The organism is Streptomyces sp. TBY4 (genome assembly GCF_024213195.1).
In the GTDB taxonomy this organism is placed as follows: Bacteria; Actinomycetota; Actinomycetes; order Streptomycetales; family Streptomycetaceae; genus Streptomyces.
This window is the reverse complement of record NZ_JANAVF010000005.1, coordinates 13,312-38,112: the sequence shown is the minus strand read 5'-3', so window position 1 is coordinate 38,112 and position 24,801 is coordinate 13,312. Positions and strand designations below refer to the sequence as shown.

Below are 24,801 nucleotides of genomic sequence, written 5' to 3'. Positions count from 1 at the left end.
GGCCGCAAGGGGGATAAAGTCTGCGTCGTGCCCCACCTCGAGATATCCGACCTGATCACCGTCACCGATCCGCTCAGCGGGGCGCGACTGCCGGTGCGCCGGGGTGATGTGGTCCGCCGCCTCGACGAGGCCGGGGACCCGCGTGCGGCCCGGATCGTCGCAGGGCTGCCGGTCGGCCCCGACGACGTCCTCGACCCGCTCGCCGTGGACCGGCTGATGATCGGCGTCCACACCGAGCTGCAGCGGCTCAGCGAGGAGCTGCGCGTCGGGGAACGGCTGGTGGACGTACTGGACCCGCTGTTCGAGGCCATCCGCGAGATCGCCGGCCGCCGCGGCCGGTTCCGCCTGGTCGACATCGGGTCCGGGCTCGGCTACCTCGTCCGCTGGCTGGCGTCCACCGGCGCCCTCGGCCCGAACGTCGAGCTGATCGGCGTCGACCTCGACGCCGCCCTCGTCGCCGAGGCCGACCGGCTGGCCCGCGCCGAGGGGCTCGACTGCCGGTTCGTCCACGGCAATGCCTTCGACCTGCCGGAGGTCGCCACCGTCTACGTCTCCACCGGCGTGCTGCACCACTTCCGCGGCCCCGCCCTCGCGGCGTTCTTCGAGGCCCAGGCCGACTCCCAGGCGCTCGCCTTCTGCCACTTCGACATCGCCGCCACCCGGCTGGCACCCGTGGGCGCCTGGATGTTCCACCGCGCCCGCATGCGCCATCCGCTCGGCCGCCACGACGGGGTCGTCTCCGCCCGGCGCGCCCACTCCGACGAAACCCTGCTGCGCGCCGCGACCGTACCGGGCATCCGGCCGCTGCTCTACGAGCCCCGGGGCCTGGCCAACCCCTTCTGCACCACCCTGCGCCCGGTCCTCGGCATCCGCCCCTACCTGGAGGACCCGCTGCGCCAGGCCCTCGGACGATCCTCCCGCCGGCTCGTGGGCGCGGAGCACCTGACGCGCGGCCGACCGCCGGGGCACGATGCCGAGTCCTGGGCGGCGGCCGCCGCCGGGGCCGCGCGGTGAACCCGGTCCTGCCGCTCGCCGTCCTCGGGCTCGTCGACGCGGCGTTCAGCGGCTTCCGCGCCTACGCCGGCCGGGACGCCCGGATCCGCAAGCACCGTGCCGTCGTCCGCGCGGCCCTGCGCGGACTGGCCGTCGGCTCCGTCCTGCTGCTGGCCCCCGCCCTCACGGCCGGCGCCGTCCTGCTGCTCGCCGAGGACCCGGACCGGGCGTACGGGGCCCTGGCCGAAGGCGGCACCGGCTTCCTCGTCCCGCTCGGGGCCTACGCCCTCGCCGTCGGGCTCTCGCTCGCCTCCTACTTCACCCTGCCGTACCGGGCCAGCACCCTCGCCATGGTCGTCGGGCTCGGCCCGCTGACCCTGGCCCGGCCGCTGGTCGTGGCCGCCGCCTGCGCCGGCGCGCTCGTCGCCGGGGGCGGCTGGACCTCGCTCCTGGTCGGAGCCGTGGCGGGCGCCGCGGTCCTGTGCGTGGAGCCGTACGTCCACCGCCGCTGGTACGCGCCGGCGTTCTAGTGCTGTGACCGGAAGGGTTTGCCGGGTCGCAGCACTGGCCCGTAAAAATGGGCCCATGAACAGGGAGGCCGGACCCGCGGAACCCACCGGAGCCGACGCAGCCGACGACCCCGCCGAGCTCGCCCGCACCCTCGACGCCATCGGCCCGCGCCTGCGCGCCCTGCGCCGCGGGCGCGGCCTCACCCTGGAGGCGCTCGCGCGGACCACCGGGATCTCCGTGAGCACGCTCTCCCGTCTGGAGTCCGGTAAACGGCGCCCGACGCTCGAACTGCTCATCCCGCTCGCGCGGGCCCACCGCGTGGCCCTGGACCAGCTCGTGGCCGCCCCGGCCACCGGTGACGCACGCGTCCACCTGAAGCCCCGCCACCGGGACGGGAGCGTCCTCGTCCCCCTGACGACGTACCCGGGCCGGGTCCAGGTCTTCAAGCAGGTGCTCGCGTACCGGGAGCCGAGGCTGGTCACCCACGCCGGCTACGAATGGCTCTACGTGCTCGCCGGCGAGCTCCACCTCGTCATCGGCGAGCGGAGCCTCACCCTGCGCCCCGGGGAGGTCGCCGAGTTCGACACGGGCGAGCCCCACTGGTTCGGCCCCGCCGAGGGCGAGGTGGTGGAGATCCTGCACCTGTTCGGACCCCACGGCGAGCAGGCCGTCGTCCGCACCACCGGCCGGACGGCCTAGTACGTGCCCGTCAGGTGGGCGAAGACGACCACGTTGCCCTGGTAGCCGGTGCGCGGGGAGAAGCCCCCGCCGCAGGTGATGACGCGGAGCTCGGCGCGCGGTGCGGACCCGTACACGCGGGAGTCGGGGAAGGCCTTGGCGTCGTAGACCTCCACCGCGTGGACGGTGAACATGGCCGTACGTCCATCAGCGCGGGCGATCTCGATCAGGGCGCCCCGGCGCAGCGCGCCGAGGTGGTAGAAGACGGCCGGCCCGGTGGCGTCGTCCACGTGCCCGGCGACTACGGCGGTGCCCGTGGCCCCCGGGGTGGTGCCCTCGCGGTACCAGCCCGCCAGGTCCCGGCGGGCGGGCGGCGGCACTTCGAGACTGCCGTCGGCCTGCAGCCCGAGCCCGGTGAGCGGGGCGTCCACCCGGATGGAGGGGATCCGGATCCGGGTGGGCGGGGAACCGGGGAGCGCGGCGATGGCCCCGGGGAACCGGGCCTGTGCGCTCAGTGCCTCACCGGGGGAGGGCAGCGGCGGCCGGACGGGCTCGCCGGAGCCGCTGCCGATGAGCCAGACGCCGACGCAGGCGGCGAGCGCGACGAGCCCGCCGGCGCGGGCGCGGGCGCGGCGTGCCTCTGCCTCCATGCGGCCCCCTCGGCTTGGTGACGTGTGATGTGCGACGTGAACCTGGTGACTGGCCGTCGCCCGGCCCCGCGAACGGGGGGACCTCGCGGGGCGGGCGACGGGGGACGGTACCGGTCGGACCGCGGCCGGAGCCGCGGTGGGCGTCCGTCAGTTCCGCGTGCCGCTCGCCCGGCGACGCAGGAACCAGGTACCGCCGACGGCGGTTGCGGCCAGCACTGCCGCTCCCGCCGCGATCTTGACGGGGTCGGTGGTGGTGGTCGTGCCACCGCCCACCCCGGTGCGCACGTGGCCCTGGGGGGCGCGGTCGTGCTCGGTGACGATCAGGTCGCCGGTGGCGAACTTGCCGTTCGCGCAGGTGGCTCCGATCGCGTGGGTGCCGGGGTGGGCTCCGCGGGAGACCTGGAACTGCCCCACGACCACCTCCTTGTGGGTGCCGGGGGTCAGGGTGAAGCGGCCGCCCCCGACGGTGGTGGCGTCGCCCTCGGCACGACTTCCGGGACCGCAGGCCTTGGTGTTCACGGTGACGGTGGTCCCGGGGGCGGCCGACTTGGGCCAGACCTCCAGCGGGGCGAAGTCGCCGGCCACGAAACCCGTCATGCCGAAGCCCGCCATGCCCAGGTCCGCGGCGGCGACCGCGCCGGCCACCGGGCCGGTGAACGCGACGGCGGTCAGCGCGGTGGCGGTGAGCACGTGGGCGGTGCGTCGGCGCATGGGGGCTCCTGTGGACACGGGGTCGTGTCTCCGAGGTAACCCGGGAGCGGGGGCGGGCGCCTGCTGATGTGGTGTCAGATTGGCGGTGGAGGGTGGGATTGACGGCCTGTTCTCGCAGGTGGGGTGAGGTGCGGGGGCATTTGTGGGGCCCCACCCCGTCCGGGTGACGTGGCCTCGCGGGTGCGGGTCGCCGCTGCGCGGAGCCTGTCCCCGCCCCGCCCTTTCTCCGTTTCCCGGGGCTCCGCCCCGGACCCCGCGCCTCAAACGCCGGCGGGGCTGGATTGGTCAGGCCGGAGGCAGGGTGACGGTGGCCGAGGCCCCGGTGGGGGCGGGGTTGGTGAGGGTGATCCGGGCGCCGATGACCTGGGCCTGGCCCAGGGCGATGGTCAGGCCCAGGCCGGTGCCCTGGCCGCGTTCCGCCGCGCCCGTCAGGAACCGCTGCGGGCCGTCCCGCAGCAGGGTCCGGGGGAAGCCCGGCCCGTGGTCCCGGACGGTGACCGTGTTGCCGGCCACCGTCACGGTGATCGGGTCCCGGCCGTGCCTGCGGGCGTTGGCCAGCAGGTTGGTCAGGATCCGCTCCAGCCGCCGGGCATCCGTGCGGACGCGGACCGTGCCGTTGCCGTCGTCGGCGGCGGCGGCGCCCAGGACCCGGGCCTCCACCCCCGAGCGCCGGGTGATCGCCACCACCAGCGGCCCCAGCGGGTGGGCGTCCAGCTGGGCGACCTCCCGGTCCCCGTCCAGCCGGGCCACCTCCAGGAGGTCCTCCGTCAGGGTGCGCAGGGCCGCGACCCGGTCGCGCACCAGCTCCGTGGGCCGCCCCGGCGGGAGCAGTTCGGCGGCGGTGTGCAGACCGGTCAGCGGGGTCCGCAGTTCGTGCGCCACGTCCGCAGTGAACCGCTGCTCCGCCACCAGCCGCCGCTGCAGGCTCGCCGCCATCGTGTCGACCGCCGCGGACAGCTCGGCCACCTCGTCCCGCGTCCCCGGCACGCCCGACGGGCCGATCCGCGCGTCCAGTTCGCCCGTGCTGATCCGCCGGGCCGTCTCGGCCGCCGACCGCAGGTCCTTGCTCAGCCGGCTGGCCAGCGCCGCCCCGCCGATCGCCGCGAGGGTGACGACGATCACGCCGAAGGCCATCAGCTTCTGGTCCAGTTCCCACAGTTCGGCCCGCTCCTCCACCAGCGGCTGGCGTACGGAGAGCACTTGGTCGCCGCCGACCGGCCGGGCGGCCCACACCGCCGGGTGGCGGCCGTGCAGGTCCAGGTAGGTGGTGCGCTGCCCGGAGAGGGCGGCCTGCCGCAGGGGCTCCGGCAGGCTCGGGCAGTCGAGGCGGGCGTCGGCCTCCCCGACCTTGTCGAAGTCGAGCTGGCCCGTGAGCTCGTACACCTGCCGCACCCGGACGAGCTGCGCGAGGGCGCTCTTGCGCGCCGCGTCGGCCACCTGGTCCGCGCGGGCCTCGTGGATGAGGACGCCGATGGTGAGGGCGACGAGCGAGCAGCCGGCCGCGAGCAGGACGGCGATCTTCCAGCGCAGCCCGAGGGTGTGCGGGAGGCGGCGGCAGCGGAGCAGGAAGCGCTTCACCTGGCCGCCCGGTGGGTGGGGGCGGAGGATGCGGGGCCGGACGGCGGCGGGGCCGGGCAGGTGCCGGAGCCCGGGGCGGGGATGGCGTTGCCGAACTTGTGCTCGTCGCTGAGGACGCTCATCCGCTGGCCGTCCCAGTGGAAGCGGATGTCGTGCGCGGAGCCGTCGTCGTCGGTGGTGCGGACCAGCAGGTCGGTGCCGACGGTTTCGGCGCGCAGGCGCCGGCCGCTGGTGGACAGGATGGGAACGACCGTCCTGCCGACCGCGGTGTAGACGCTCAGCACCGACCGCCCGGTCGGGGTGTCGACGGCGACGATCAGCTCGGGCTTCCCGTCGCCCGTCAGGTCCGCGAACCGGGCCGGGCGGACCCCGGCCTTGCCCGGCTCCTCGATGGTCTTCCCGTCGCCGAAGCGTTTCATCCCCTTGTCCGCGCGGAGCACGGCCATCACGTCGATCTTCTCGATCCCCTCCGGCCCGACGGGCGGAGCGCCCTCGAGCGGCTTCGGCGGCGGCACCCGGCCGGCCACCGGCGTGCCGCCGGAGCTCGGGGAGTCGGTCCAGGTGGGCCACAGCGGCTTCGGCTGGGGCTGGGAGGACACGGGCGGCGCGACCTCGCCGGGCCCGAGGCCGCCGGGTGCGGCGCAGCCGCCGAGGCCGATGCAGAGCAGGGCGGCGGCGAGGCTGCGGAGTGTCGGTCGAGTCATGGGAGGCGGAACCGTCGGGTGGTGGGGGAGGGCGGCGGGCGGCGAGGCAGACTGACGGTAGGCGGCGTCGGTCACGGGGACCGGGCGGTCGTGTAACAGCGGTGCGTACGCGGGCTCCTGCGGCCGAAGTCGGGACTTTCGGCCCCGGCCGACGGTCGGTGTCCCACGGCCGGTGTCCCACGGTCGGTGCCCCACGGCCGGGTGGACCGTGGTCGCCGGGAGTCCGCTCAGCAGCAGATCAGTCTGAATCGAGGGAGGGCCGCATGACATCGGCCGATCGGCCGGAAGGCCAGGGCGAAGGAACGATTCCGCAGCGGGAGGGGCGGGAGGAGCGGGAGGAGCTCCCGTTCTTCGTCTACGGGACCCTGCGCCCCGGCGAGGTCAACCACGACCTGTTCCTGCGCGGCCGCACGGCCGCCGAAGAGCCCGCCCGCCTCCCGGACGCGGCCCTGTACGAGGGCCCCGGATACCCGTACGCCGTGGACCGCCCCGGCTCCGCCATAGCCGGGGAGCTGATCACCCCGGCCCCCGGGGCCTACGCGGAACTCCTCGCGGCGCTCGACCTGCTCGAGGAGTACGCGGGCCCGGGACACCCCGCCAACATCTACGACCGCACCGCCCGCGAGGCCCTGCGCCCCGACGGCACCCCGGTCCGCGCCTGGGTCTACCTGGCGGCCCCGCCCCTGGCCCACCGCCTCGCCCGCTCCGGCACCCCCATCCCGGGCGGCGACTGGCTGCGCCGCTAGGGCGTGTCCTTCGGATCGGGGCGGGCCTCCGGGCGCGCGCGGTGCGCGAGGAGGAGCAGTGCGGTCGGGACGAGGCCGAGGGGGAAGCCGGAGGGTTCGAGGATCCAGCCGCAGAGGAGGACCCACGCCGCCAGGGTCCAGCCCAGGTAGCGCGGGATCTCCTGGCCGGCCGCGGGACAGCCGCGTGGACGACGCGATCCGTGACGCGGTGCGCGAGTTGGTGCTGGACGTGGGATACGCCGCGCTGACCGTGGACGCCGTGGCCGCCCGAGCGCGCGTGGGCAAAGCGGCCATCTACCGCCGCCACGCCTCGCGCGGCGAGCTGGTCTTCTCCGCGCTCGTGCACGGGCGGGAACCGCGGCCGCTGCCGGACACCGGATCGCTGACCGGAGACCTCGCCGCCCTCGCGCAGCTGATCCTGGGGATCTTCTCCGACCCGGTGGTCGCCGCCGCGACCCCCGGCCTGCTCGCGGACCTGAAGCAGCAGCCGGACATCGCCGCGCGCTTCCAGGAAACCTTCATCGCCGGCGAGCGGGTGCAGGTGGCGGACCTGCTCGAACGGGCCTTCGCGCGGGGCGAACTGGCCGTGCGGGCAGACCCCGCGCTGGTTCACGCCGCAGTGCTCGGGACCGCCTTCGCCTGGGTGTTCCTCCTGGCCCAGCCGCCGACTCCGGCCCTCGTGCCGCGCATCGCCGCGGTGGCGGTGGCGGCCGCCCGCGGAGAAGGCGCATGACGATCACCGATGAGGCCGGGCGGAACGGGCGCGACGCCCCTGGCCGGGCCGGACAGCGGAACGCCGCTGGGACCTAGAGGCCTTCCGCGCCGCGGTTGCGCAGGCGCTGGCCGTACTGCTGGAGGACCCACAACTCCTCCTGGACCGCCGCCAGCTGCTCCGGCGCGCCCTGGTGGCCGAGGCGGGCCAGGGTGCCCTGGATCTCCTGGACCCGGCGGTCGACCGCGCGGAGCCTGACCTGGACCAGCTGGACCCCGGCGTAGACCTCGTCCACGTTCTTCGCGTGGATGGCCTCGACGACGAGTTCGGTGACCAGCGCGCGCACGGTGTCGTTCGGCGCGGCGTCCCGGACCCGGGTCACGTAGTCCTCGGTGCCGAGCGAAGCGCCGCCGGCGTCCAGGATGGCCTGGCGGACCGCCGCGTACGGCGGGGCGGTGAACTCGTCCATCCCGTACGCGTCGAAGGCGGGGGAGACCAGGGCGGGGCGCTGGAGCGCCAGCTTGAGCAGCTCGCGCTCGGTACGGGCGGCGGGGCTGCGCAGGTTCAGCGCGGGACCCGAGGGGGTGGCGGCCGGCGCCGGGATGTCCTCGTACGCGTGGTCGGCCTGCCCCCGGCGCTGCTGCTGGGGCTGGTTGCCGCGCTCCCGGGCCCAGCGGTCGAGCTGGGCGATCCGCTTGACCACGAACTGCTCGTCGCGCATGCCCAGCATGCCCGCGAGCTGCACCGCCGACTCGTGCTGGATCGCGACGTTCTTGATCTTCTTGATGACCGGGGCGGCTTCCTCCAGCGCGGCCGCCCGCCCCGCCGGGTTCTCCAGGTTGTGCCGGGCCACGATGTGCTTCAGCGCGAACTCGAACAGCGGGGTGCGCGCCTCGACGAGGTCCGCCACGGCCGCGTCGCCCTTGGCCAGCCGCAGGTCGCAGGGGTCCATGCCGCCGGGGGCGATGGTGATGGAGGTCTCCGCGGCGAACTTCTGGTCGTCCTCGAAGGCCCGCAGCGCGGCCTTCTGCCCGGCCGCGTCCCCGTCGAAGGTGAAGATCACCTCGGCGGTCGCGTTGTCCATGAGCAGCCGGCGCAGGATCTTGATGTGGTCGCCGCCGAAGGCGGTGCCGCAGGTGGCGATCGCGGTGGTGACCCCGGCCATGTGGCAGGCCATGACATCGGTGTAGCCCTCGACCACCACGGCCCGGGAGGTCTTGGCGATCTCCTTCTTGGCCAGGTCGATGCCGTACAGCACCTGGGACTTCTTGTAGATCGCCGTCTCGGGGGTGTTCAGGTACTTGGGGCCGTTGTCGTCCTCGCGCAGCTTGCGCGCGCCGAAGCCGACGACCTCGCCGCTGATGTCGCGGATGGGCCACATCAGCCGGCCGCGGAAGCGGTCGATGGGCTTTCCGCTGCGGCTGTCCTGGGCCAGGCCCGAGGTGATGAGCTCCTTGTCGCTGAAGCCCTTGCCGCGAAGGAAGCGCGTCAGGTGGTCCCAGCCGGCCGGGCTGTAGCCGACGCTGAAGTGCTGGGCGGCGGCCTGGTCGAAGCCGCGCTCGGCCAGGAACTTGCGGCCGATCTCGGCTTCGGCGCTGCCGAGCTGGTCCATGTAGAACGCGGCCGCGGCCTTGTGCGCCTCGACCAGCCGGATGCGCTCGCCGCGCCCGCTGGTGCCGGCGGTGTAGCCGCCCTCTTCGTACCGCAGGGTGATGCCGGCCAGGCCGGCGAGCCGCTCCACCGCCTCCGAGAAGGAGAGGTGGTCGATCTTCATGACGAAGTCGAGGGTGTCCCCGCCCGCCTGGCAGCCGAAGCAGTGGTAGAAGCCCTTGCTGGGGCTGACCTGGAAGGACGGGGACTTCTCGTCGTGGAAGGGGCAGAGGCCCTTGAGGTTGCCGCCGCCGGCGTTGCGCAGCTGGAGGTACTCCGAGACCACGGCGTCGATCGGGACCGCGTCCCGTACCGCCTTCACGTCGTCGTCGTTGATCCGTCCTGCCACGCGTGAAGTCTACGGCCGGGCGGAGACAATCCCGTCAGACCCCCTCCGCCGGAACCAGGACCGAAAGCGGAATCGACGGATCCGACAGCTTCTCCCGGTCCACCGGCGCCTTCGACCTGATCAGGGCCTGGATGTCCTCGGTCACGTCCCACACGTTCACGTTCATCCCGGCCAGCACCCGGCCGTCCGAGAGCCAGAAGGCGATGAACTCCCGCTTGCCCGCGTCCCCGCGGATCAGCACCTGGTCGTAGCCGCCCGCCGGGGCGTACCCCGAGTACTCCAGGCCCACGTCGTACTGGTCGGAGAAGAAGTACGGAACCCGGTCGTACGAGACCTCCTGCCCCAGCATCGCCCGCGCGGCGGCCGGCCCCCCGTTGAGCGCGTTCGCCCAGTGCTCCACCCGCAGCCGGGCCCCCAGCACCGGGTGGTGCGCGGCTGCCACGTCCCCGACCGCGAACACGTCCGGGTCCGAGGTGCGCAGCGAGGCGTCCACGGCGATCCCGCCCCCGTGCTCCCGGTCCACCAGGGCCAGGCCCGAGGTCTCCGCCAGCGCGGTCCGCGGGGCGGCCCCGATCGCCGCGAGGACGGCGTGCGCCGGGTGCTCCTCCCCGTCGTCCGTACGGGCCGCCAGCACCATGCCGTCGTGCCCGACGATCTCCGTCAGGTGGGAGCCGAAGTGGAAGCGGACCCCGTGCTCGGTGTGCAGGTCGGCGAAGAGCCGGCCGACCTCCGGGCCGAGCACCGCGTGCAGCGGGGTCGGCGCCGGCTCGATCACGGTGACCTCGGCCCCGTAGCCGCGGGCCGCCGCGGCGACCTCCAGGCCGATCCAGCCGGCCCCCGCGATCAGCAGGTGCCCGTTGTCCCGGCCGAGGCCCGCCAGGGCCTTGCGCAGCCGCTCCGCGTGCGAGAGCCGGCGCAGGTGGTGCACCCCGACGAGTTCGGTGCCGGGGATGTCGAGCCGGCGCGGTTCGGCGCCGGTGGCGAGCAGCAGCCTGTCGTAGGGCAGCGCCGTGCCGTCGCCGAGGACCACCTTCTTGGCCTCCCGGTCGAGGTGGACCGCGGGCTGGCCGAGGTGCAGCTCGATGTCGGAGGCCGCGTACCAGGACGGCTCGTGCACGAAGACGCTGTCGCGCTCCTCCTTGCCCGCCAGGTAGCCCTTGGAGAGCGGGGGGCGCTCGTAGGGATGCTCGCGCTCGTCGCCGATCAGGATCACCCGCCCCGTGAACCCCTCGGACCTCAGCGTCTCGGCCGCCTTAGCCCCGGCCAGCCCTGCGCCGACGATGACGAACGTCCGGTGTGCGTCGACCACCTGATGCCTCCTCATAACCTCTGCGCCACATGCGACCACATGCGAGCGTCCCGCACCCAGCGTGCCGCGTGAAGGGGGAGTGGCCCGATCGGCTCACCCTTCGGCGCGTCGCGTGCGCTGGGTGAGGCGGGCGTGCAGGGAGCGCGCGGAGGCGTCCGTGAGGGCCGCGATCTGGTCCACGACCGCCCGCTTCCTGGCCCGGTCGTCCGGAGCCGCGTCGAAGATCGCACGGAACTGCGGGTCCAGTCCCTCGGGCGCGCGGGCACTGACGGCCTCCGCGAGTTCGGCCAGGACGATGCGCTGATCGGCTCGGATCCGCTCCTGCTCGTCGCGCTGCATGACGTACAGGTCGGCCACCGCCTTCAGCACCGCGCACTCGTTGCGCGCCTCGCGCGGCACCACCAGCTCCGCCGCGTACCGGGTCAGCCGGCCCGTCCCGTACGCCTGCCGGGTGGCGCCCTCGGCGGCCAGGCAGAACCGCCCGATCAGCTGGCTGGTCGCGTCCTTCAGCCGGGCCTGCGCCACGGCCGAGCCGTCGTACCCGTGCGGCCACCACTCCTGCTCCATCAAACGGTCCAGCGCCTCGCGCAGCTCCTCCGGCTCGGTGTCGGAGGGCACGTACCGGCCGATGGCCACCCGCCAGATCTCGGTGCGCTCGGGCTCGGCGAAGAGCAGGTTCGGGTCGAGGTGCCCGGCGTGCAGGCCGTCCTCGAAGTCGTGGACGGAGTACGCCACGTCGTCCGACCAGTCCATCACCTGCGCCTCGAAGCACTTGCGGTCCGCGGGCGCACCGCGGCGCAGCCAGGCGAAGACCGGCAGGTCGTCCTCGTAGGCCCCGAACTTCACCGAGCCCGGGTCGGTGGGGTGGTCCCCGCGCGCCCAGGGGTACTTGGTGGCGGCGTCCAGGCAGGCCCGGGTGAGGTTGAGCCCGACGCTGACCAGCTCCCCGCTCGCCGGATCGGGGACGAACCGCTTCGGCTCCAGCCGGGTCAGCAGCCGCAGCGACTGGGCGTTGCCCTCGAAGCCGCCGCAGTCCTTGGCGAACTCGTTGAGCGCCTCCTCGCCGTTGTGGCCGAAGGGCGGGTGCCCCATGTCGTGGGACAGGCAGGCGGCTTCGACCAGATCGGGATCGCAGCCGAGCGCGGCACCGAGCTCGCGGCCGACCTGGGCGCACTCGAGGGAGTGCGTCAGCCGCGTACGGGGACTCGCGTCCCAGTCGTACGAACGCGTCCCCGGAGTCACCACCTGGGTCTTCCCGGCGAGCCGGCGCAGGGCGGCGGAGTGCAGCACGCGGGCCCGGTCGCGCTGGAAGGCGGTCCGCCCGGGCCGCTTGTCGGGCTCGGTGGCCCAGCGCTCCGTGTCGGCGGGATCGTACGGCTCGCCGGGCAGGTCGAGGGCGGGTCGGACAGGTGCGGTGGTGCCTTCCATGCCTTCCATGGTCAAACGGTAACCGCACGAACCGACAAGACGAGTCAAGAGGAGCAATCCGAGCGTTTGGGACCCGACCCGGCCGTTACGCGGTGGCCAGTTCGAGCGGCTGCTCCCGCGACTGCTCCCGTCCTACGGGTCCTGCGAGCGCGGCCAGGGCTTCGTCGTAGCGCTGGAGCACCAGCCGGGCCAGGGCGGGGTGGGCCCCCAGCGGTGCGGCCGCCGGCCCCGGCGCGGCTGCGGCGCTCGCGGTGGCGAAGCGGCCCGGGGCGGTGAAGTAGGAGGCGACCGCGACCCGGTGGAGGCCCCGCGCGGCCAGGGCCCGCACGGCGCCGGGCACGGAGGGCGCGGTGCCCGAGGCGTAGGCGGGCATCACGGGCACCCCGCCGAGCCGTTCCGAGAGCAGGTCGGCGGTGGCCCGCACGTCGGCGGCGGAGTCGGGGTCGCGGGACCCGGCGGCGGCCAGCACCACCGCCGACCCGGCGCTCCAGCCGGCCTCCACGAGCCGCTCGTACAGGGCCTCGACGAGCAGCGGATGCGGGCCCAGCGGGGCGGCGACCCGGGTCCGCAGGTGCCCGGCGCGGGCGGCGGCGGCCGGCAGGTCCCGCTTGACGTGGGTGCCGCGGCCGAGCAGCAGCGGCACCAGGACGGCGGCTCCGGAGGCCCGCTCGAGGGTGTGCTCCAGCAGCGGGTGGTTCAGCTCGATGTGGCCGAGCCGGACGTCGAGGCGGGGGCGGAGCTCGCGGACCCGTTCGAGCAGGGCTTCGACGGTGTGGAGGGCGCGCGGATCGCGGCTGCCGTGGGCCACGGCGACGAGGGCGGGCTGCTGCATGGGAGGACTCCTGCGTGGTGTCGGGGGCGCAGACCGCTGAGCTGCGTACCGAGCTGGGCGGTGATCCGGGTCAGCAGCTCCGCCGTGGTCGCGGGCGGCAGGGGCAACGGCAAGGGGAGGGGCGGGGGCGGGAATTCGGGAGGGTGCGCCGGCTCCGTCATGAACCGATCCTGCGGGCGGCAGGTTGCCGATGCGTTGCGCCGGGATGACGGGTGTTTTCCGCCTGCTCACAGGGGGGTGGACGGCGGGGGTGGGATCGGGGCGTGCGGGGTGCCGGCGGCGCGGGGACGGGGCCAGAGGCGCGGGCCGGGGGCGGGGTTCGGGGACGGGGCCGGGGACGGCGTGCCGGGCGGGTGTGAGACGGTCGCGGGAAACAGGGGTGCGGGGACAGTCGCGGTGACGGGTGGGCGGTGCGGGGATGCGCGGGGGAGCCGTGAACGGGTTCGTGAGCCGGGCGGCCCGCGGCTGCGCGTGGCTGTCCGGCGGTGCGGCCGCCGTCGCCTGCGTGCTGTCGCTCGGTGCGTGGGGCTCCGGCGACCTGCTCGGCCGGATCGCCCTCTGGGGCTGGACCGCCGCCGGCGCCGCCGTCCTGAGCACGGCCCTGGCGGCCTGGGCGCAGCGTGAGGCCGGTCCGGCGCGGTCCGGCGCGGGGGTGTCCGGGCCGGGCGCGCGCGGCGCGGAGTGGCTCGGGCCCGGGGGGTCCGGCCCGAAGTCCGGGGGCCGGTCGGGTGTGACCACCCGCCCCGGGGCGTTCGGCGTGCGGGCGCGTGAGGTGACGGTCTGGCTGCTCATCGCCCTGGCGTCCGCGACCCTCCTCGTGGCCTCCTTCCAGCAGCACCACCGGGAGCCGGAACCCGAACTGCGGCGCGCCGGCGCGGTGGTGGCGGCGGCCGTGGTGGCGCACGCACCCTCGGGAGTGCAGGCCCACACCAGCGAGGGCCGGGTGCTGGGGTGGACCTCCCGGCTCGAACTGACCGTCCCGGGAAGCGCGGAGCCGGTCCGGGCGTCGGCCTACACCTACGCGGAGCCGAAGGCGGGGGACCGCGTACTGCTCCTCCACGCACCCTCGCAACCCGCCCTGGAGGGCCGGGTGGACGAGCGCAAGGACCTGCGGTCCGTGGCCGGTCCGGGGTCCTGGGAACCGTTCCCGCAGGTGGACGAGGCCCGCAAGGCGGTCCTGCTGGCCACGCTGCTGATGCTGTTCGTGCTGGGGGCCGGGCTGGCCGCCACGGCGGTGATGGACCCGGAGGAGTTGCGCGCCCTCCCGCGCTCCGGGCGCGCGCGGCTCTGCTGGACCGCCGCGCTGCTGCTCGCCCTCGCCCTGCACCTCCCCGCCCTGTACGGGCACCCGCACCCGGTGGCGGGCGCGCCGGCGTGGATCTCCTGCCTGCTTCCGGCGCTGGGGCGGGGAGCGGCGTACGCCGTGGTGAGGGGCCTGTCCTGAGCTGCCGGCCCTCCACGGCGGGCAACCGCCCGGACCGCACACGCGTCCGTAGACGACGGGACACCGGCATGACATCCGCAGCACCGACAAGGGGATCGCATTGAGGCGCGCAGGGCTACGAGGTCGGCTACGAGTTCTGCCGGGGGCGGCGCGGGAGCGGCTGAAGGCCGTCCGGATCGGGGTGCCCCGGACCGTACGGGCCCGGCGGCGGGCCGTCCAGGTGGTGATGGCGGGCTGCGTGCTGGCCCTGCTGCCCTCGGCGTGGACGCACGCGTCCGCCGGGCCCCGGCTGCGGACCACCGCGGACGCGCCCGCCGCCGAGGTGGCGATGGTGTTCGGCGCCGGGCTGCTGTGGAACGGCCGCCCGACCCCGTACCTCCGCGACCGGCTGGACGCCGCCGTCGAGCTCTACCGCGCGGGAAGGATCAAGGTCGTCCTGGTCACCGGCGACAACAGCCGCACCGAGTACGACGAGCCCGACGCGATGCGCACGTATCTGACGGAACACGGAGTGCCGGACGGCCGGATCGTCAGCGACTACGCGGGCTTCGACTCGTGGGACTCCTGCGTCCGGGCCAAGGAGGTCTTCGGCGTGCACCGGGCGGTGCTGATCAGCCAGGGCTTCCACATCCGCCGGGCGGTCGCGCTGTGCAGGGCCGCGGGGGTGGACTCGTACGGGGTCGGGGTGGACGACGTACACGACGCGACCTGGTACTACGGCGGGGCCCGCGAGGTCTTCGCGGCGGGCAAGGCGGCCCTGGACGCGGCCTTCCGCCCGGATCCGCGGTTCCTGGGACCGAAGGAAGAGGGGGTGTCGCGGGCCCTGGCCTCTCTGGCAGACTGACGCCGCGATCGGCGTATGCCGATTAGTCATATAGCGATCAGTCGTATGCGTCAGGACGAGGGTGTGGAACCGTGGCTGTTGTGGATCTGAGCGGCAAGGTCGTCGTCATCACCGGTGGGGCCCGCGGCCTCGGAGCGGCGGCTGCCCAGGCCGTCGTGGACGGCGGCGGCAAGGTGCTGATCACCGATGTCCTGGAGGCCGAGGGCGCCGAGACCGCGGCCAAGCTCGGCGACGCCGCGCGCTTCCTGCGCCACGACGTGACCAGCGAATCCGACTGGGACGCGGCCTTCGCCTTCGCCCTCGCCGAGTTCGGCCGCATCGACGGCCTGGTCAACAACGCGGGCATCGCCTCCGGCGCGTTCCTGGAGCACGAGAGCGTCGAGCACTTCCGCAAGGTCGTCGAGATCAACTTGGTCGGCACCTTCATAGGCATCAAGGCCGCGATCCCGCTGATGCGGGAGAACGGCGGCGGCTCCATCGTCAACATCTCCTCCGCCGCCGGCCTCACCGGCCTCGCCCTGACCGCCGGCTACGGAGCCTCCAAGTGGGGCGTGCGCGGACTGTCGAAGATCGGCGCGGTGGAGCTCGCGGAATCCCGGATCCGGGTCAACTCCGTCCACCCCGGCATGACCCTCACCCCGATGACGGCCCCGGTCGGCATCCAGGCGGGCGAGGGCAACTACCCCGGCACCCCCCTCGGCCGCGTCGGCCTCCCCGAGGAGATCGCCGCCGCCGTAGCCTTCCTCCTCTCGGACGCCGCGGGCTACATGACGGGCGCCGAGCTCGCGGTCGACGGCGGCTGGACGGCCGGCCTCACGGTGAAGTACCTGACGGGGCAGTGACCGGGCCGCAGCCGGGTCGCCGCCGGGCCTCACCGGGGCCGGCCGGGGGCGCTGAGGTGGAGCACGCCGAGTTGTAACGCGCGGCGGCGGCCCGCGTAACACCGCCGACGCACGCTGGACCGTATGCACACCTCGGACTCCGTCACCGCCACGCACTGTCCGTACTGCGCGCTGCAGTGCGGCATGAACCTCCGCCCCGAGCCGGGCGGGGCCGGCGTGGTCGTGGAGGAGCGGGGGGACTTCCCCGTGAACCGGGGCGCGCTGTGCGGCAAGGGCCGCACCGCCCCCGCCGTGCTCTCCTCCCGGGTGCGCCTCACCGAGCCGCTCGTCCGCACCCACGCCGGGCGGCTGGAGCCGGCCACCTGGGAGGAGGCCCTGGACGCCGTCGCCGAGGGCCTCGCCCGCACGCGGCGGTCGTACGGGGCGGACGCGGTCGGGGTGTTCGGCGGCGGCGGGCTGACCAACGAGAAGGCGTACGCCCTCGGGAAGTTCGCCCGCATCGCGCTCGGGACCTCGCAGATCGACTACAACGGCCGGTTCTGCATGTCCTCGGCCGCCGCCGCGCACCAGCGGGCCTTCGGGCTCGACCGGGGGCTGCCCTTCCCGCTGGAGGACATCCCCCGGACCGGCTGCGTCATCCTCGTCGGCTCCAACCCCGCCGACACCATGCCGCCCGCCCTGCGCTTCTTCCGGGAACTCCGGGAGAACGGCGGCACGCTGATCGTGGTGGACCCGCGCCGCACGCGCACCGCCGAACAGGCCGACCTGCACCTGGCCCCGCGCCCCGGCACCGACCTGGCCCTGGCGCTCGGCCTGCTGCACCTCGTCGTCGCCGGCGGCCACACGGACGAGGAGTTCATCGCCGGGCGCACCAGCGGCTGGGAGGAGGCCCGCGCGGCCGCGATGGCGCACTGGCCGGAGCTGGTGGAGCGCATCACGGGCGTGCCGGTGCCGAAGCTCCGCGAGGCGGTGGCGATGTTCTGCGCTCCCGACTCCGCGATGGTCCTCACCGCGCGCGGCCCCGAGCAGCAGTCCAAGGGCACCGACACCGTCGGGGCCTGGATCAACCTCTGCCTCGCCACCGGCCGGGCCGGCCGCCCGCTCTCCGGCTACGGCTGCCTCACCGGCCAGGGCAACGGCCAGGGCGGCCGCGAACACGGCCAGAAGGCCGACCAGCTCCCCGGCTACCGCAAACTGACCGACCCGGCGGCCCGGGCCCACGTCGCCGGGGTCTGGGGGATCGACCCCGACAGCCTCCCGGGCCCGGGCCGCAGTGCGTACGAACTCCTCGACGCGCTCGGCTCGGACGTCAAGGCCCTGCTCCTGATGGGCTCCAACCCGGTGGTCTCGGCCCCGCGCGCCGCCCACATCGAGGAACGCATCCGCTCCCTGGACTTCCTGGCCGTCGCCGACGTGGTCCTCTCCGAGACGGCGGCCCTGGCCGACGTGGTGCTCCCGGTCACCCAGTGGGCGGAGGAGACCGGCACCACCACCAACCTGGAGGGCCGCGTCCTGCTCCGCCGCCGGGCCCTCACCCCGCCGCCGGGGGTCCGCTCCGACCTGGAGGTCCTGCAAGGCCTCGCCGCCCGCCTCGGCGTGCCGAAGGCCTTCCCGACCGAACCCGAGGTGGTCTTCGAGGAGTTGCGCCGCGCCTCGGCGGGCGGCCCGGCGGACTACTCGGGCATCACCTACGCCCGCATCGAAGCGGAACAGGGCGTCTTCTGGCCCTGCCCCGCGGCCCCCGGGCCCGCCGCCGGACCCGAAGCCGGACCCGAAGCCGGACCCGCCGCGGAGCCCCACCCCGGCACCCCGCGCCTCTTCCTGGACCGCTTCGCCACCGAGGACGGCCGGGCCCGCTTCGTGCCCGTCTCCCACCGGGACGCCGCCGAGGTCCCCGACTCCGAGTACCCGCTCCTGCTCACCACCGGCCGGGTCGTCGCCCAGTACCAGTCGGGCGCGCAGACCCGCCGGGTGGACGAGCTCAACGAAGCCGCCCCCGGCCCCTTCGTGGAACTCCACCCCCGCCTCGCGGCCCGCATCGGCGCGGTCGACGGAGCCCCCCTCGCGGTCACCTCCCGCCGCGGCCGCGCGGTCGCCCCGGCCCGCGTCACGGACACCATCCGTGCGGACACCGTCTTCATGCCCTTCCACTGGCCGGGCGAGGGCCGCGCCAACTCCCTGACCAACCCGGCGCTGGACCCGGTCTCCCGCATGCCGGAGTTCAAGGTCTGCGCGGTCCGGGTGGAACCGGCCTAGCCGGCGGCGAAGGTCGGCTCGAGCGCTCGCAGCAGGCGGTTCGTGCAGGACTCGGCGGAGCCGGGGATCCCCGGGTACTCCGCGTGGAACGTGTCCCAGTCCGTCCGCGCGAGCTCCTCGAAGTGCGCTGGGGCGGGCGACTCCTGCCCGAACTCCCCGGAGAGCCGGAACACGTCCGCCAGCAGCGGGTACGGCAGCGCGCAGGCCTCCGCCAGCAGGACCGCGTCGTAGAGGTCCTTGCCCTGCGGGTACAGGTCCCCGGCCAGCCACAACAGCTTCCAGGCGAGGGACAGTTCCCGGGTGGCCCCCAGCAGCGGCACCCCCGCCACCAACACGGGCTCGGGCCGGGCCGGCAGGGGCTCGTTGAAGACGAAGTCCAGCTGGACCTGACCGCCCCGCATCCCCGGTGCGGACCAGGGCAGGACAAGCCTGCGCCCCGGAACGCGCTCGTACGTCCAGATGTACTCGGAGACCGCCTCCGACGCCGGCATCACCAGGCCGCTGTACGGGGCCAGCCGCTCGGCCCCGGCCGCGATCGCGTCCAGCATCCGCCCGGTACGGTCCTCCTCGATCATCCAGTCCGCGGGGACCACGACGAAGTCCAGGTCGTGCGGTTCCCGCGCGGTCTTCCCGAACCACTGGGACATCAGCATGCTGCCGCGCAGCACCAGCGACCCGGCGTCGCCCGAGGCCCCGACCGCGCCCAACGCCACGTCCATCGCCGCCCGTCGGGCCGACCGCCAGGCTGCTCGCTCCGCCGGCTCCGGGATCACCGGGTCCAGTGCCCGGTACGCCTCGGTGAAGTGCTTGAGGGCGGGATCGAAGGCCACCGCGCTCGAATCGCCCCGGTCGCCCGTCCTCAGGGTCCGGGGCCGCTGGTCCCTCCGTCGCCACCGCTCCGCCTCCGGCTCCGCGGGGTCGTCCGGTCCGCCCGGAATCGACGGCTTCCACTCCTGGCCGCTCATGATGGCGTCCCCTCCTCGATCCACCCGTCGTCCACCGACAGGTCACTGTCGTACAGCACGAACTCCCGCTCCTCCGAGCGGATTTCGTACCCGGCCCCGGCCAGCGCCGCGACCAGCGCGTCGCACGCCGCCGTCGCCCCCTCCGCCGTACCCCGCCACCGCTGGGTCACGAAACGTTCCTGCCCGGCTCCCGGCAGGACCCGGCGGGCGTTCCACGACACGTGCGCGCCGTGCGGGACCACGAGGGACTCCAGGGCGGCCCGGTCCCAGTCGGCCGGGAGCCGCAGCTTGAGGTGGTGCTCGAAGTAGCCGCCGCCCGGCCCCGGGGGCTCCGCGGTCCACGGGACGGTCTCCACCTTGACCCGGACCGGGTCGAAGCCGGCCGCGCGCAGCCGGGGCAGCAGGACCTCGTGCCCGTCCCGGCCGGGCAGCGTCAGCATCGGCTGCGAGGGCATCCGGCCCCGGGCCAGCACGATGTGGGTCACCTTCAACTCCCGCTCCGCCGCCCAGGATTCGAGCCGCGCCAGCTCCGCCGGATCCGGGCAGCGCACGGTGACGTGGGTTTCGTACGCAGACATGACGTCGATCCTCTCGGACATGCGTCCGATCCGCATCGGGGTTCTGGTCCGGGGGTAACGATGGGTTACGCACCGGACCCAGAAAGTGGTCGCACGCCCCTCGTGGCAGCGATGTGTCGTACCCCACACTGAGGTGCGGTGCACCCGTCCTCGGAGCCCTGTGGAGGTCGCCCCCGTGCAGACCCAGAGCCTGACCGTCACCGTCAGCCCGCCCGCCGGAGTGCCCGCGGCCGAAGAGCCCGAGCCCGAGGCAGAGGCCGACGCCATGCACGAGGAGGAGGCCGAGGAGGCCGAAGAGCCCGAGGAGTTGGAGGGCCCGGAGCTGCTGGAGAAGGTGCCCGCGCCGCGCAAGCGCGCCGCCGAGGGCACCGGCGGAGCGGGACCGTCCGCCGACCTCTTCCGGCAGTACCTGCGCGAGATAGGCAGGATCCCGCTGCTCACCGCCGTCGAGGAGGTCGAGCTCGCGCGGCGCGTGGAGGCGGGCCTGTTCGCGGAGGAGAAGCTCGGCAGCGGAGCCCCGCTCGACCTGCAGCTCACGCTCGACCTCGACAAGCTGGTCGTCATGGGCCGCATGGCCAAACGCCGCCTCATCGAGTCGAACCTGCGGCTCGTCGTCTCCGTGGCCAAGCGCTACGTCGGCCGCGGACTCACCATGCTCGACCTGGTCCAGGAGGGGAACCTCGGACTGATCCGCGCCGTGGAGAAGTTCGACTACGCCCGCGGCTACAAGTTCTCCACCTACGCCACTTGGTGGATCCGCCAGGCCATGTCCCGGGCGCTGGCCGACCAGGCCCGCACCATCCGGGTCCCCGTCCACGTCGTCGAACTGATCAACCGCGTCGTGCGCGTCCAGCGCCGCATGCTCCAGGAGCGGGGGTACAAACCCACCGCCGAGGAGGTCGCCGTCCACCTGGAGCTGACCCCCGAGCGGGTCCTGGAGGTGCTGCGCCTCGCGCAGGAGCCGGTCTCGCTGCACGCACCCGTGGGCGAGGAGGACGATGTCGCGCTCGGCGACCTCATCGAGGACGGGGACGCCGCCTCGCCGGTGGAATCGGCCGCGTTCTTCCTGCTCCGCGAACACCTGGAAGCGGTGCTCTCGACCCTCGGGGAGCGGGAGCGCAAGGTCGTCCAGCTCCGCTACGGGCTCGCCGACGGGCGGCCGCGCACCCTGGAGGAGATCGGGCGGATCTTCGGGGTGACCCGGGAGCGGATCCGCCAGATCGAGTCCAAGACCCTCAGCAAACTGCGCGACCACGCCTTCGCGGACCAGCTGCGCGGCTATCTGGACTGAGTACGGAAAGAACCGAGTACGGGAAAAGGGGCGCCCTCATGGGCGCCCCTCCCGGTACCGGATACCGGCCGCGCTAGTCGACCTCGGCCACCGCCTGCGCGAACTGCGCCGCGTACAGCCGCGCGTACGCGCCGCCCGAGAGCAGCAGCTGCTCGTGCGTGCCCTGTTCCACGATCGAGCCGCTCTCCATCACCAGGATCAGGTCGGCGTCGCGGATCGTGGACAGCCGGTGCGCGATCACGAAGGACGTACGGCCGTGCGCGAGGCGGGCCATCGCCTTCTGGATCAGCACCTCGGTACGGGTGTCCACCGAGCTCGTCGCCTCGTCGAGCACCAGGATCACCGGGTCGGACAGGAACGCCCGCGCGATGGTGACCAGCTGCTTCTCGCCCGCGCTGACGCCGGCTCCCTCGTCGTCCAGCACCGTGTCGTACCCCTCGGGCAGGGTGCGGATGAACCGGTCGGCGTGGGCCGCCCGCGCGGCCTCCTCGACCTCGGCGCGCGTGACCTCGCGGGTGGCCCCGTAGGCGATGTTCTCCGCGATGGTGCCGCCGAACAGCCAGGTGTCCTGGAGCACCATGCCGATCCCGGCGCGCAGCTCCTCGCGGGTCATCTTCGCGATGTCCACGCCGTCGAGGGCGATCTCCCCGCCGGTGACCTCGTAGAACCGCATCAGCAGGTTGACCAGCGTGGTCTTGCCGGCGCCGGTCGGGCCGACGATCGCGACCGTGTTGCCGGGGTCGACCGTCAGCGAGAGGTTCTCGATCAGCGGCTTGTCCGGCTCGTAGCGGAAGGCGACCTTGTCGAAGGTGACCTGCCCGCGCAGGGTTTCCGGACGCTCCGGAACCTCCGCGTCCGGCTCCTGCTCCGGCGCGTCCAGCAGCTCGTAGACCCGCTCCGCGGAGGCGACGCCGGACTGCACCAGGTTCGCCATGGAGGCGACCTGCGTGAGCGGCATCGAGAACTGGCGCGTGTACTGGATGAAGGCCTGGACGTCACCGATCGACAGGGTGCCCGAGGCCACCCGCAGACCGCCGACGACCGCGACGAGCACGTAGTTGATGTTCGAGATGAACAGCATCACCGGCTGCATGATCCCGCTGACCAGCTGCGCCTTGAAGGAGGCCTTGTACAGGGCCTCGTTCTGCTCGGCGAACAGGGCCGCGGACTCCTTCTGCCGGCCGAAGACCTTGACCAGCGTGTGGCCCGAGTACATCTCCTCGACGTGCGCGTTCAGGGCGCCCGTGGACTTCCACTGCGCCACGAACTGCGGCTGCGACTTCTTGCCGATCTTCGCGGCGACGTACGCGGACACCGGGATGGTCACCAGCGCGACCAGCGCCAGCAGCGGCGAGATCCAGAACATCATCGCCAGCACGCCGACGATCGTCAGGAGCGAGTTGAGCAGCTGACCCATCGTCTGCTGGATCGTCTGCCCGATGTTGTCGATGTCGTTCGTGGCCCGGCTGAGCACCTCGCCGCGCTTCTGCTGGTCGAAGTACGACAGCGGCAGCCGCGACAGCTTCGCCTGCAGCTCCTCGCGCAGCCGGTACACGGTGCCGTTCATGATGTGGTTCGACAGCCGGGTGGCGACGAGCATCAGCAGACCGGCGACCGTGAAGACGGCCAGCGCCCACAGCGCCACCGCCCCCACCGCGCCGAAGTCGATGCTCTTGCCCGGGGTGAAGTCGGTGCCGGACAGCATGTCCGCCATCCCGCCCTGGCCCCTGGCGCGCATCTGCTCCAGCGCCTGCGCCTTGGTGAGGCGCGGATCCATGTCCCGGCCGACGATCCCCGCGAACACGAGGTCGGTGGCCTCACCGAGGATCTTCGGCCCGGTCACCGACGCGGCGACGCTGCCGACGACCGCGAGGATCATGCCCCACAGCTTGGCCCGGTCGCGTGCCAGCGCGCTCAGCAGCCGCTTGCCCGAGCCCTTGAAGTCCATGGACCGCGTCACCGGCGGCCCCATCATCCGTCCTCCGGGCCCGCTCATGCGGCCTCCGCCTCCGTCAGCTGGGAGAGCACGATCTCCCGGTAGGTCTCATTGCCGGCCATCAGCTCGTGGTGGCGCCCCTCGCCCACCACCTGCCCCTCGTCGAGGACGATGATCCGGTCCGCGTCGCGGATCGTGGAGACCCGCTGGGCGACGATGACCACGGTCGCCTCCTCGGTCTCGCGGGCGAGCGCGGAGCGCAGCGCCGCGTCCGTGGCGTAGTCCAGGGCCGAGAAGGAGTCGTCGAAGAGGTAGATCTCCGGGCGCTGTACGAGCGTGCGCGCGATCGCGAGCCGCTGGCGCTGGCCGCCGGAGACGTTGGTCCCGCCCTGGGTGATCGGAGCGTCGAGCCCGCCCTCCAGCTCGGAGACGAATCCCTTGGCCTGCGCGACCTCCAGCGCGTGCCACAGTTCCTCGTCGGTGGCGTCGGGGCGCCCGTAGCGCAGGTTGCTGGCGACCGTCCCGGAGAAGAGGTACGGCTTCTGCGGCACCATGCCGACCGTCCTGGCGAGCAGCTCCGGGTCGAGGCGGCGCACGTCCTCGCCGTCCACCAGCACGTCGCCGCCGGTCGCGTCGAAGAGCCGGGGGATCAGCCCCAGCAACGTGGACTTGCCGCTGCCGGTGGAGCCGATCACCGCGGTGGTCTCGCCGGGCCGGGCCACGAGGTCCACCCCGCGCAGCACGGGGACCTCGGCGCCCGGGTAGCGGAAGTCGGCGCCGCGCAGTTCCAGGCGGCCGCGGCTGTGCAGCTCGCGGACCGGGTCGGTGGGCGGGATCACGCTGGATTCGGTGTCCAGGACCTCCTGGACGCGCTCGGCGCAGACCTCGGCGCGCGGCACCATCATGAACATGAAGGTGGCCATCATCACGGACATGACGATCTGCATCAGGTAGGCGAGGAAGGCCGTCAGCTGGCCGATCTCCATCCCGCCGGCGTCGATGCGCATCGCACCGAACCAGACGACGGCGACGCTGGAGATGTTCACGACCACGATCACCGTCGGGAACATCAGCGCGAGCAGCTTGCCGGCCGCCAGCGAGACGCCGGTGAGGTCGGCGTTGGCCTCGCGGAAGCGCTCCTTCTCGTAGTCGTCGCGGATGAAGGCGCGGATCACCCGGTTGCCGGTGATCTGCTCGCGCAGGACCCGGTTGACCGTGTCCAGACGGGTCTGCATCTGCCGGAACAGCGGGCGGGTCTTCAGCACGATCGCGCCGACCGACAGACCGAGGACGGGGACCACGGCGAGCAGGACGCCCGAGAGCTTCACGTCGAGCGAGAGCGCCATGAAGATGCCGCCGACGCACATGATCGGCGCGGAGACCATCAGGGTGAAGGTCATCAGCACGAGCATCTGGATCTGCTGCACGTCGTTCGTCGTACGGGTGATCAGCGACGGGGCGCCGAAGTGGCCGAGCTCACGCGCGGAGAAGCTCTGCACGCGGTCGAAGACGCCGGCCCGGACGTCCCGGCCGAAGGCGGCGGCGGTACGGGCCCCGTAGTAGACGGCGCCGACGTTGCAGACGAGCTGGATCAGCGAGACGCCGAGCATCAGTGCGCCGAAACGCAGGATGTAGCCCGTGTCGCCGTGCACGACACCGTTGTCAATGATGTCCGCGTTCAGCGTGGGCAGGTAGAGGCTCGCGCTGGTCTGCAGCAGCTGCAGCAGGACCAGCACGGCGATCGGTTTCCGGTACGGACCCAGATGGGTCCGCAGAAGTCGTATGAGCACGCGCA

General features: G+C 73.7%; 22 protein-coding genes. 10 read left to right on the top strand and 12 right to left on the bottom strand.

Annotated elements, in window-relative coordinates; genetic code table 11:
• Positions 1–27 precede the first annotated feature (27 nt).
• The 3 genes from NLX94_RS13560 to NLX94_RS13550 are packed head-to-tail and all read left to right on the top strand — an operon-like array spanning position 28 to position 2,202.
• Positions 28–1,014, top strand: a complete 987-nt coding sequence (locus NLX94_RS13560) for a class I SAM-dependent methyltransferase (RefSeq protein ID WP_254382959.1) — start codon at positions 28–30, stop codon at positions 1,012–1,014.
• Entirely contained in the window at positions 1,011–1,523 is a 513-nt protein-coding gene (locus NLX94_RS13555; RefSeq protein WP_254382958.1) for a hypothetical protein, read from the top strand. Before NLX94_RS13560 ends, NLX94_RS13555 begins: the two co-directional genes overlap by 4 nt.
• A 55-nt stretch (positions 1,524–1,578) precedes the next feature.
• Complete coding sequence (locus tag NLX94_RS13550; protein ID WP_254382957.1) at positions 1,579–2,202, top strand: helix-turn-helix transcriptional regulator; 624 nt, start codon at positions 1,579–1,581, stop codon at positions 2,200–2,202.
• On the opposite strand, the gene NLX94_RS13545 is transcribed toward NLX94_RS13550, so the two are convergent.
• The 4 genes from NLX94_RS13545 to NLX94_RS13525 form a co-directional block, all read right to left on the bottom strand.
• Entirely contained in the window at positions 2,199–2,831 is a 633-nt protein-coding gene (locus tag NLX94_RS13545; protein ID WP_254382956.1) for a class F sortase, read from the bottom strand. The two genes, NLX94_RS13550 and NLX94_RS13545, sit on opposite strands and share 4 nt — an antisense overlap.
• Before the next feature lie 147 nt (positions 2,832–2,978).
• Entirely contained in the window at positions 2,979–3,542 is a 564-nt protein-coding gene (locus NLX94_RS13540) for a hypothetical protein (protein ID WP_254382955.1), read from the bottom strand.
• Positions 3,543–3,827: 285 nt separating this feature from the next.
• Positions 3,828–5,120: a HAMP domain-containing sensor histidine kinase gene (locus NLX94_RS38920; protein WP_308402427.1), complete on the bottom strand. Its 1,293-nt coding sequence runs from the start codon at positions 5,118–5,120 to the stop codon at positions 3,828–3,830.
• Positions 5,117–5,824 (bottom strand): hypothetical protein, encoded by a 708-nt coding sequence (locus NLX94_RS13525; RefSeq protein WP_254382954.1) that lies wholly within the window; start codon positions 5,822–5,824, stop codon positions 5,117–5,119. Before NLX94_RS13525 ends, NLX94_RS38920 begins: the two co-directional genes overlap by 4 nt.
• A gap of 263 nt (positions 5,825–6,087) precedes the next feature.
• Here NLX94_RS13525 and NLX94_RS13520 point away from each other — a divergent pair, with 263 nt between their 5' ends.
• Both NLX94_RS13520 and NLX94_RS13515 read left to right on the top strand, forming a co-directional pair.
• Positions 6,088–6,570, top strand: a complete 483-nt coding sequence (locus NLX94_RS13520) for a gamma-glutamylcyclotransferase family protein (RefSeq protein ID WP_254382953.1) — start codon at positions 6,088–6,090, stop codon at positions 6,568–6,570.
• A gap of 184 nt (positions 6,571–6,754) precedes the next feature.
• Positions 6,755–7,303, top strand: a complete 549-nt coding sequence (locus NLX94_RS13515) for a TetR/AcrR family transcriptional regulator (protein WP_254382952.1) — start codon at positions 6,755–6,757, stop codon at positions 7,301–7,303.
• A 73-nt stretch (positions 7,304–7,376) separates the two neighbouring features.
• On the opposite strand, the gene dnaG is transcribed toward NLX94_RS13515, so the two are convergent.
• From dnaG to NLX94_RS13495, 4 genes are all read right to left on the bottom strand, one after another.
• Positions 7,377–9,281, bottom strand: a complete 1,905-nt coding sequence (gene dnaG / locus NLX94_RS13510) for a DNA primase (RefSeq protein WP_254382951.1) — start codon at positions 9,279–9,281, stop codon at positions 7,377–7,379.
• A gap of 34 nt (positions 9,282–9,315) precedes the next feature.
• Positions 9,316–10,590 (bottom strand): FAD-dependent oxidoreductase, encoded by a 1,275-nt coding sequence (locus NLX94_RS13505; protein ID WP_254382950.1) that lies wholly within the window; start codon positions 10,588–10,590, stop codon positions 9,316–9,318.
• Positions 10,591–10,683: 93 nt separating this feature from the next.
• On the bottom strand, positions 10,684–12,027 hold the full coding sequence (locus NLX94_RS13500) for a deoxyguanosinetriphosphate triphosphohydrolase (protein ID WP_254382949.1): 1,344 nt from the start codon (positions 12,025–12,027) through the stop codon (positions 10,684–10,686).
• Between the two features lie 76 nt (positions 12,028–12,103).
• Entirely contained in the window at positions 12,104–12,850 is a 747-nt protein-coding gene (locus NLX94_RS13495) for a sirohydrochlorin chelatase (RefSeq protein ID WP_254382948.1), read from the bottom strand.
• Between the two features lie 433 nt (positions 12,851–13,283).
• Between NLX94_RS13495 and NLX94_RS13490 the strand changes: the two genes are divergently transcribed.
• From NLX94_RS13490 to NLX94_RS13475, 4 genes are all read left to right on the top strand, one after another.
• A complete protein-coding gene (locus tag NLX94_RS13490; RefSeq protein WP_254382947.1) occupies positions 13,284–14,294 on the top strand; it encodes a hypothetical protein in 1,011 nt (336 codons plus the stop codon).
• 226 nt (positions 14,295–14,520) lie between these two features.
• Positions 14,521–15,138: a vancomycin high temperature exclusion protein gene (locus NLX94_RS13485; protein WP_254383351.1), complete on the top strand. Its 618-nt coding sequence runs from the start codon at positions 14,521–14,523 to the stop codon at positions 15,136–15,138.
• Between the two features lie 71 nt (positions 15,139–15,209).
• Complete coding sequence (locus NLX94_RS13480) at positions 15,210–15,980, top strand: glucose 1-dehydrogenase (protein ID WP_254382946.1); 771 nt, start codon at positions 15,210–15,212, stop codon at positions 15,978–15,980.
• Between the two features lie 123 nt (positions 15,981–16,103).
• Complete coding sequence (locus NLX94_RS13475) at positions 16,104–18,236, top strand: molybdopterin oxidoreductase family protein (protein ID WP_254382945.1); 2,133 nt, start codon at positions 16,104–16,106, stop codon at positions 18,234–18,236.
• On the opposite strand, the gene NLX94_RS13470 is transcribed toward NLX94_RS13475, so the two are convergent.
• The gene (locus tag NLX94_RS13470; RefSeq protein WP_254382944.1) at positions 18,233–19,201 is read right to left on the bottom strand and encodes a nucleotidyl transferase AbiEii/AbiGii toxin family protein; all 969 of its coding nucleotides are present in this window, start codon (positions 19,199–19,201) and stop codon (positions 18,233–18,235) included. The two genes, NLX94_RS13475 and NLX94_RS13470, sit on opposite strands and share 4 nt — an antisense overlap.
• The gene (locus tag NLX94_RS13465) at positions 19,198–19,779 is read right to left on the bottom strand and encodes a hypothetical protein (protein WP_254382943.1); all 582 of its coding nucleotides are present in this window, start codon (positions 19,777–19,779) and stop codon (positions 19,198–19,200) included. The genes NLX94_RS13470 and NLX94_RS13465 overlap by 4 nt, the downstream gene beginning before the upstream one ends.
• An 85-nt stretch (positions 19,780–19,864) precedes the next feature.
• On the opposite strand from NLX94_RS13465, the gene NLX94_RS13460 reads away from it, so the two are divergent.
• Positions 19,865–21,070, top strand: coding sequence for an RNA polymerase sigma factor (locus tag NLX94_RS13460; protein ID WP_374683945.1), 1,206 nt, complete (start codon positions 19,865–19,867; stop codon positions 21,068–21,070).
• Positions 21,071–21,143: 73 nt separating this feature from the next.
• Here NLX94_RS13460 and NLX94_RS13455 read toward each other — a convergent pair whose 3' ends face one another.
• Positions 21,144–23,066 carry an ABC transporter ATP-binding protein gene (locus NLX94_RS13455; protein WP_254382941.1) on the bottom strand — a complete coding sequence of 641 codons (1,923 nt, stop codon included), beginning with the start codon at positions 23,064–23,066 and terminating at the stop codon, positions 21,144–21,146.
• On the bottom strand, positions 23,063–24,796 hold the full coding sequence (locus tag NLX94_RS13450; protein WP_254382940.1) for an ABC transporter ATP-binding protein: 1,734 nt from the start codon (positions 24,794–24,796) through the stop codon (positions 23,063–23,065). Before NLX94_RS13450 ends, NLX94_RS13455 begins: the two co-directional genes overlap by 4 nt.
• Positions 24,797–24,801 lie beyond the last annotated feature (5 nt).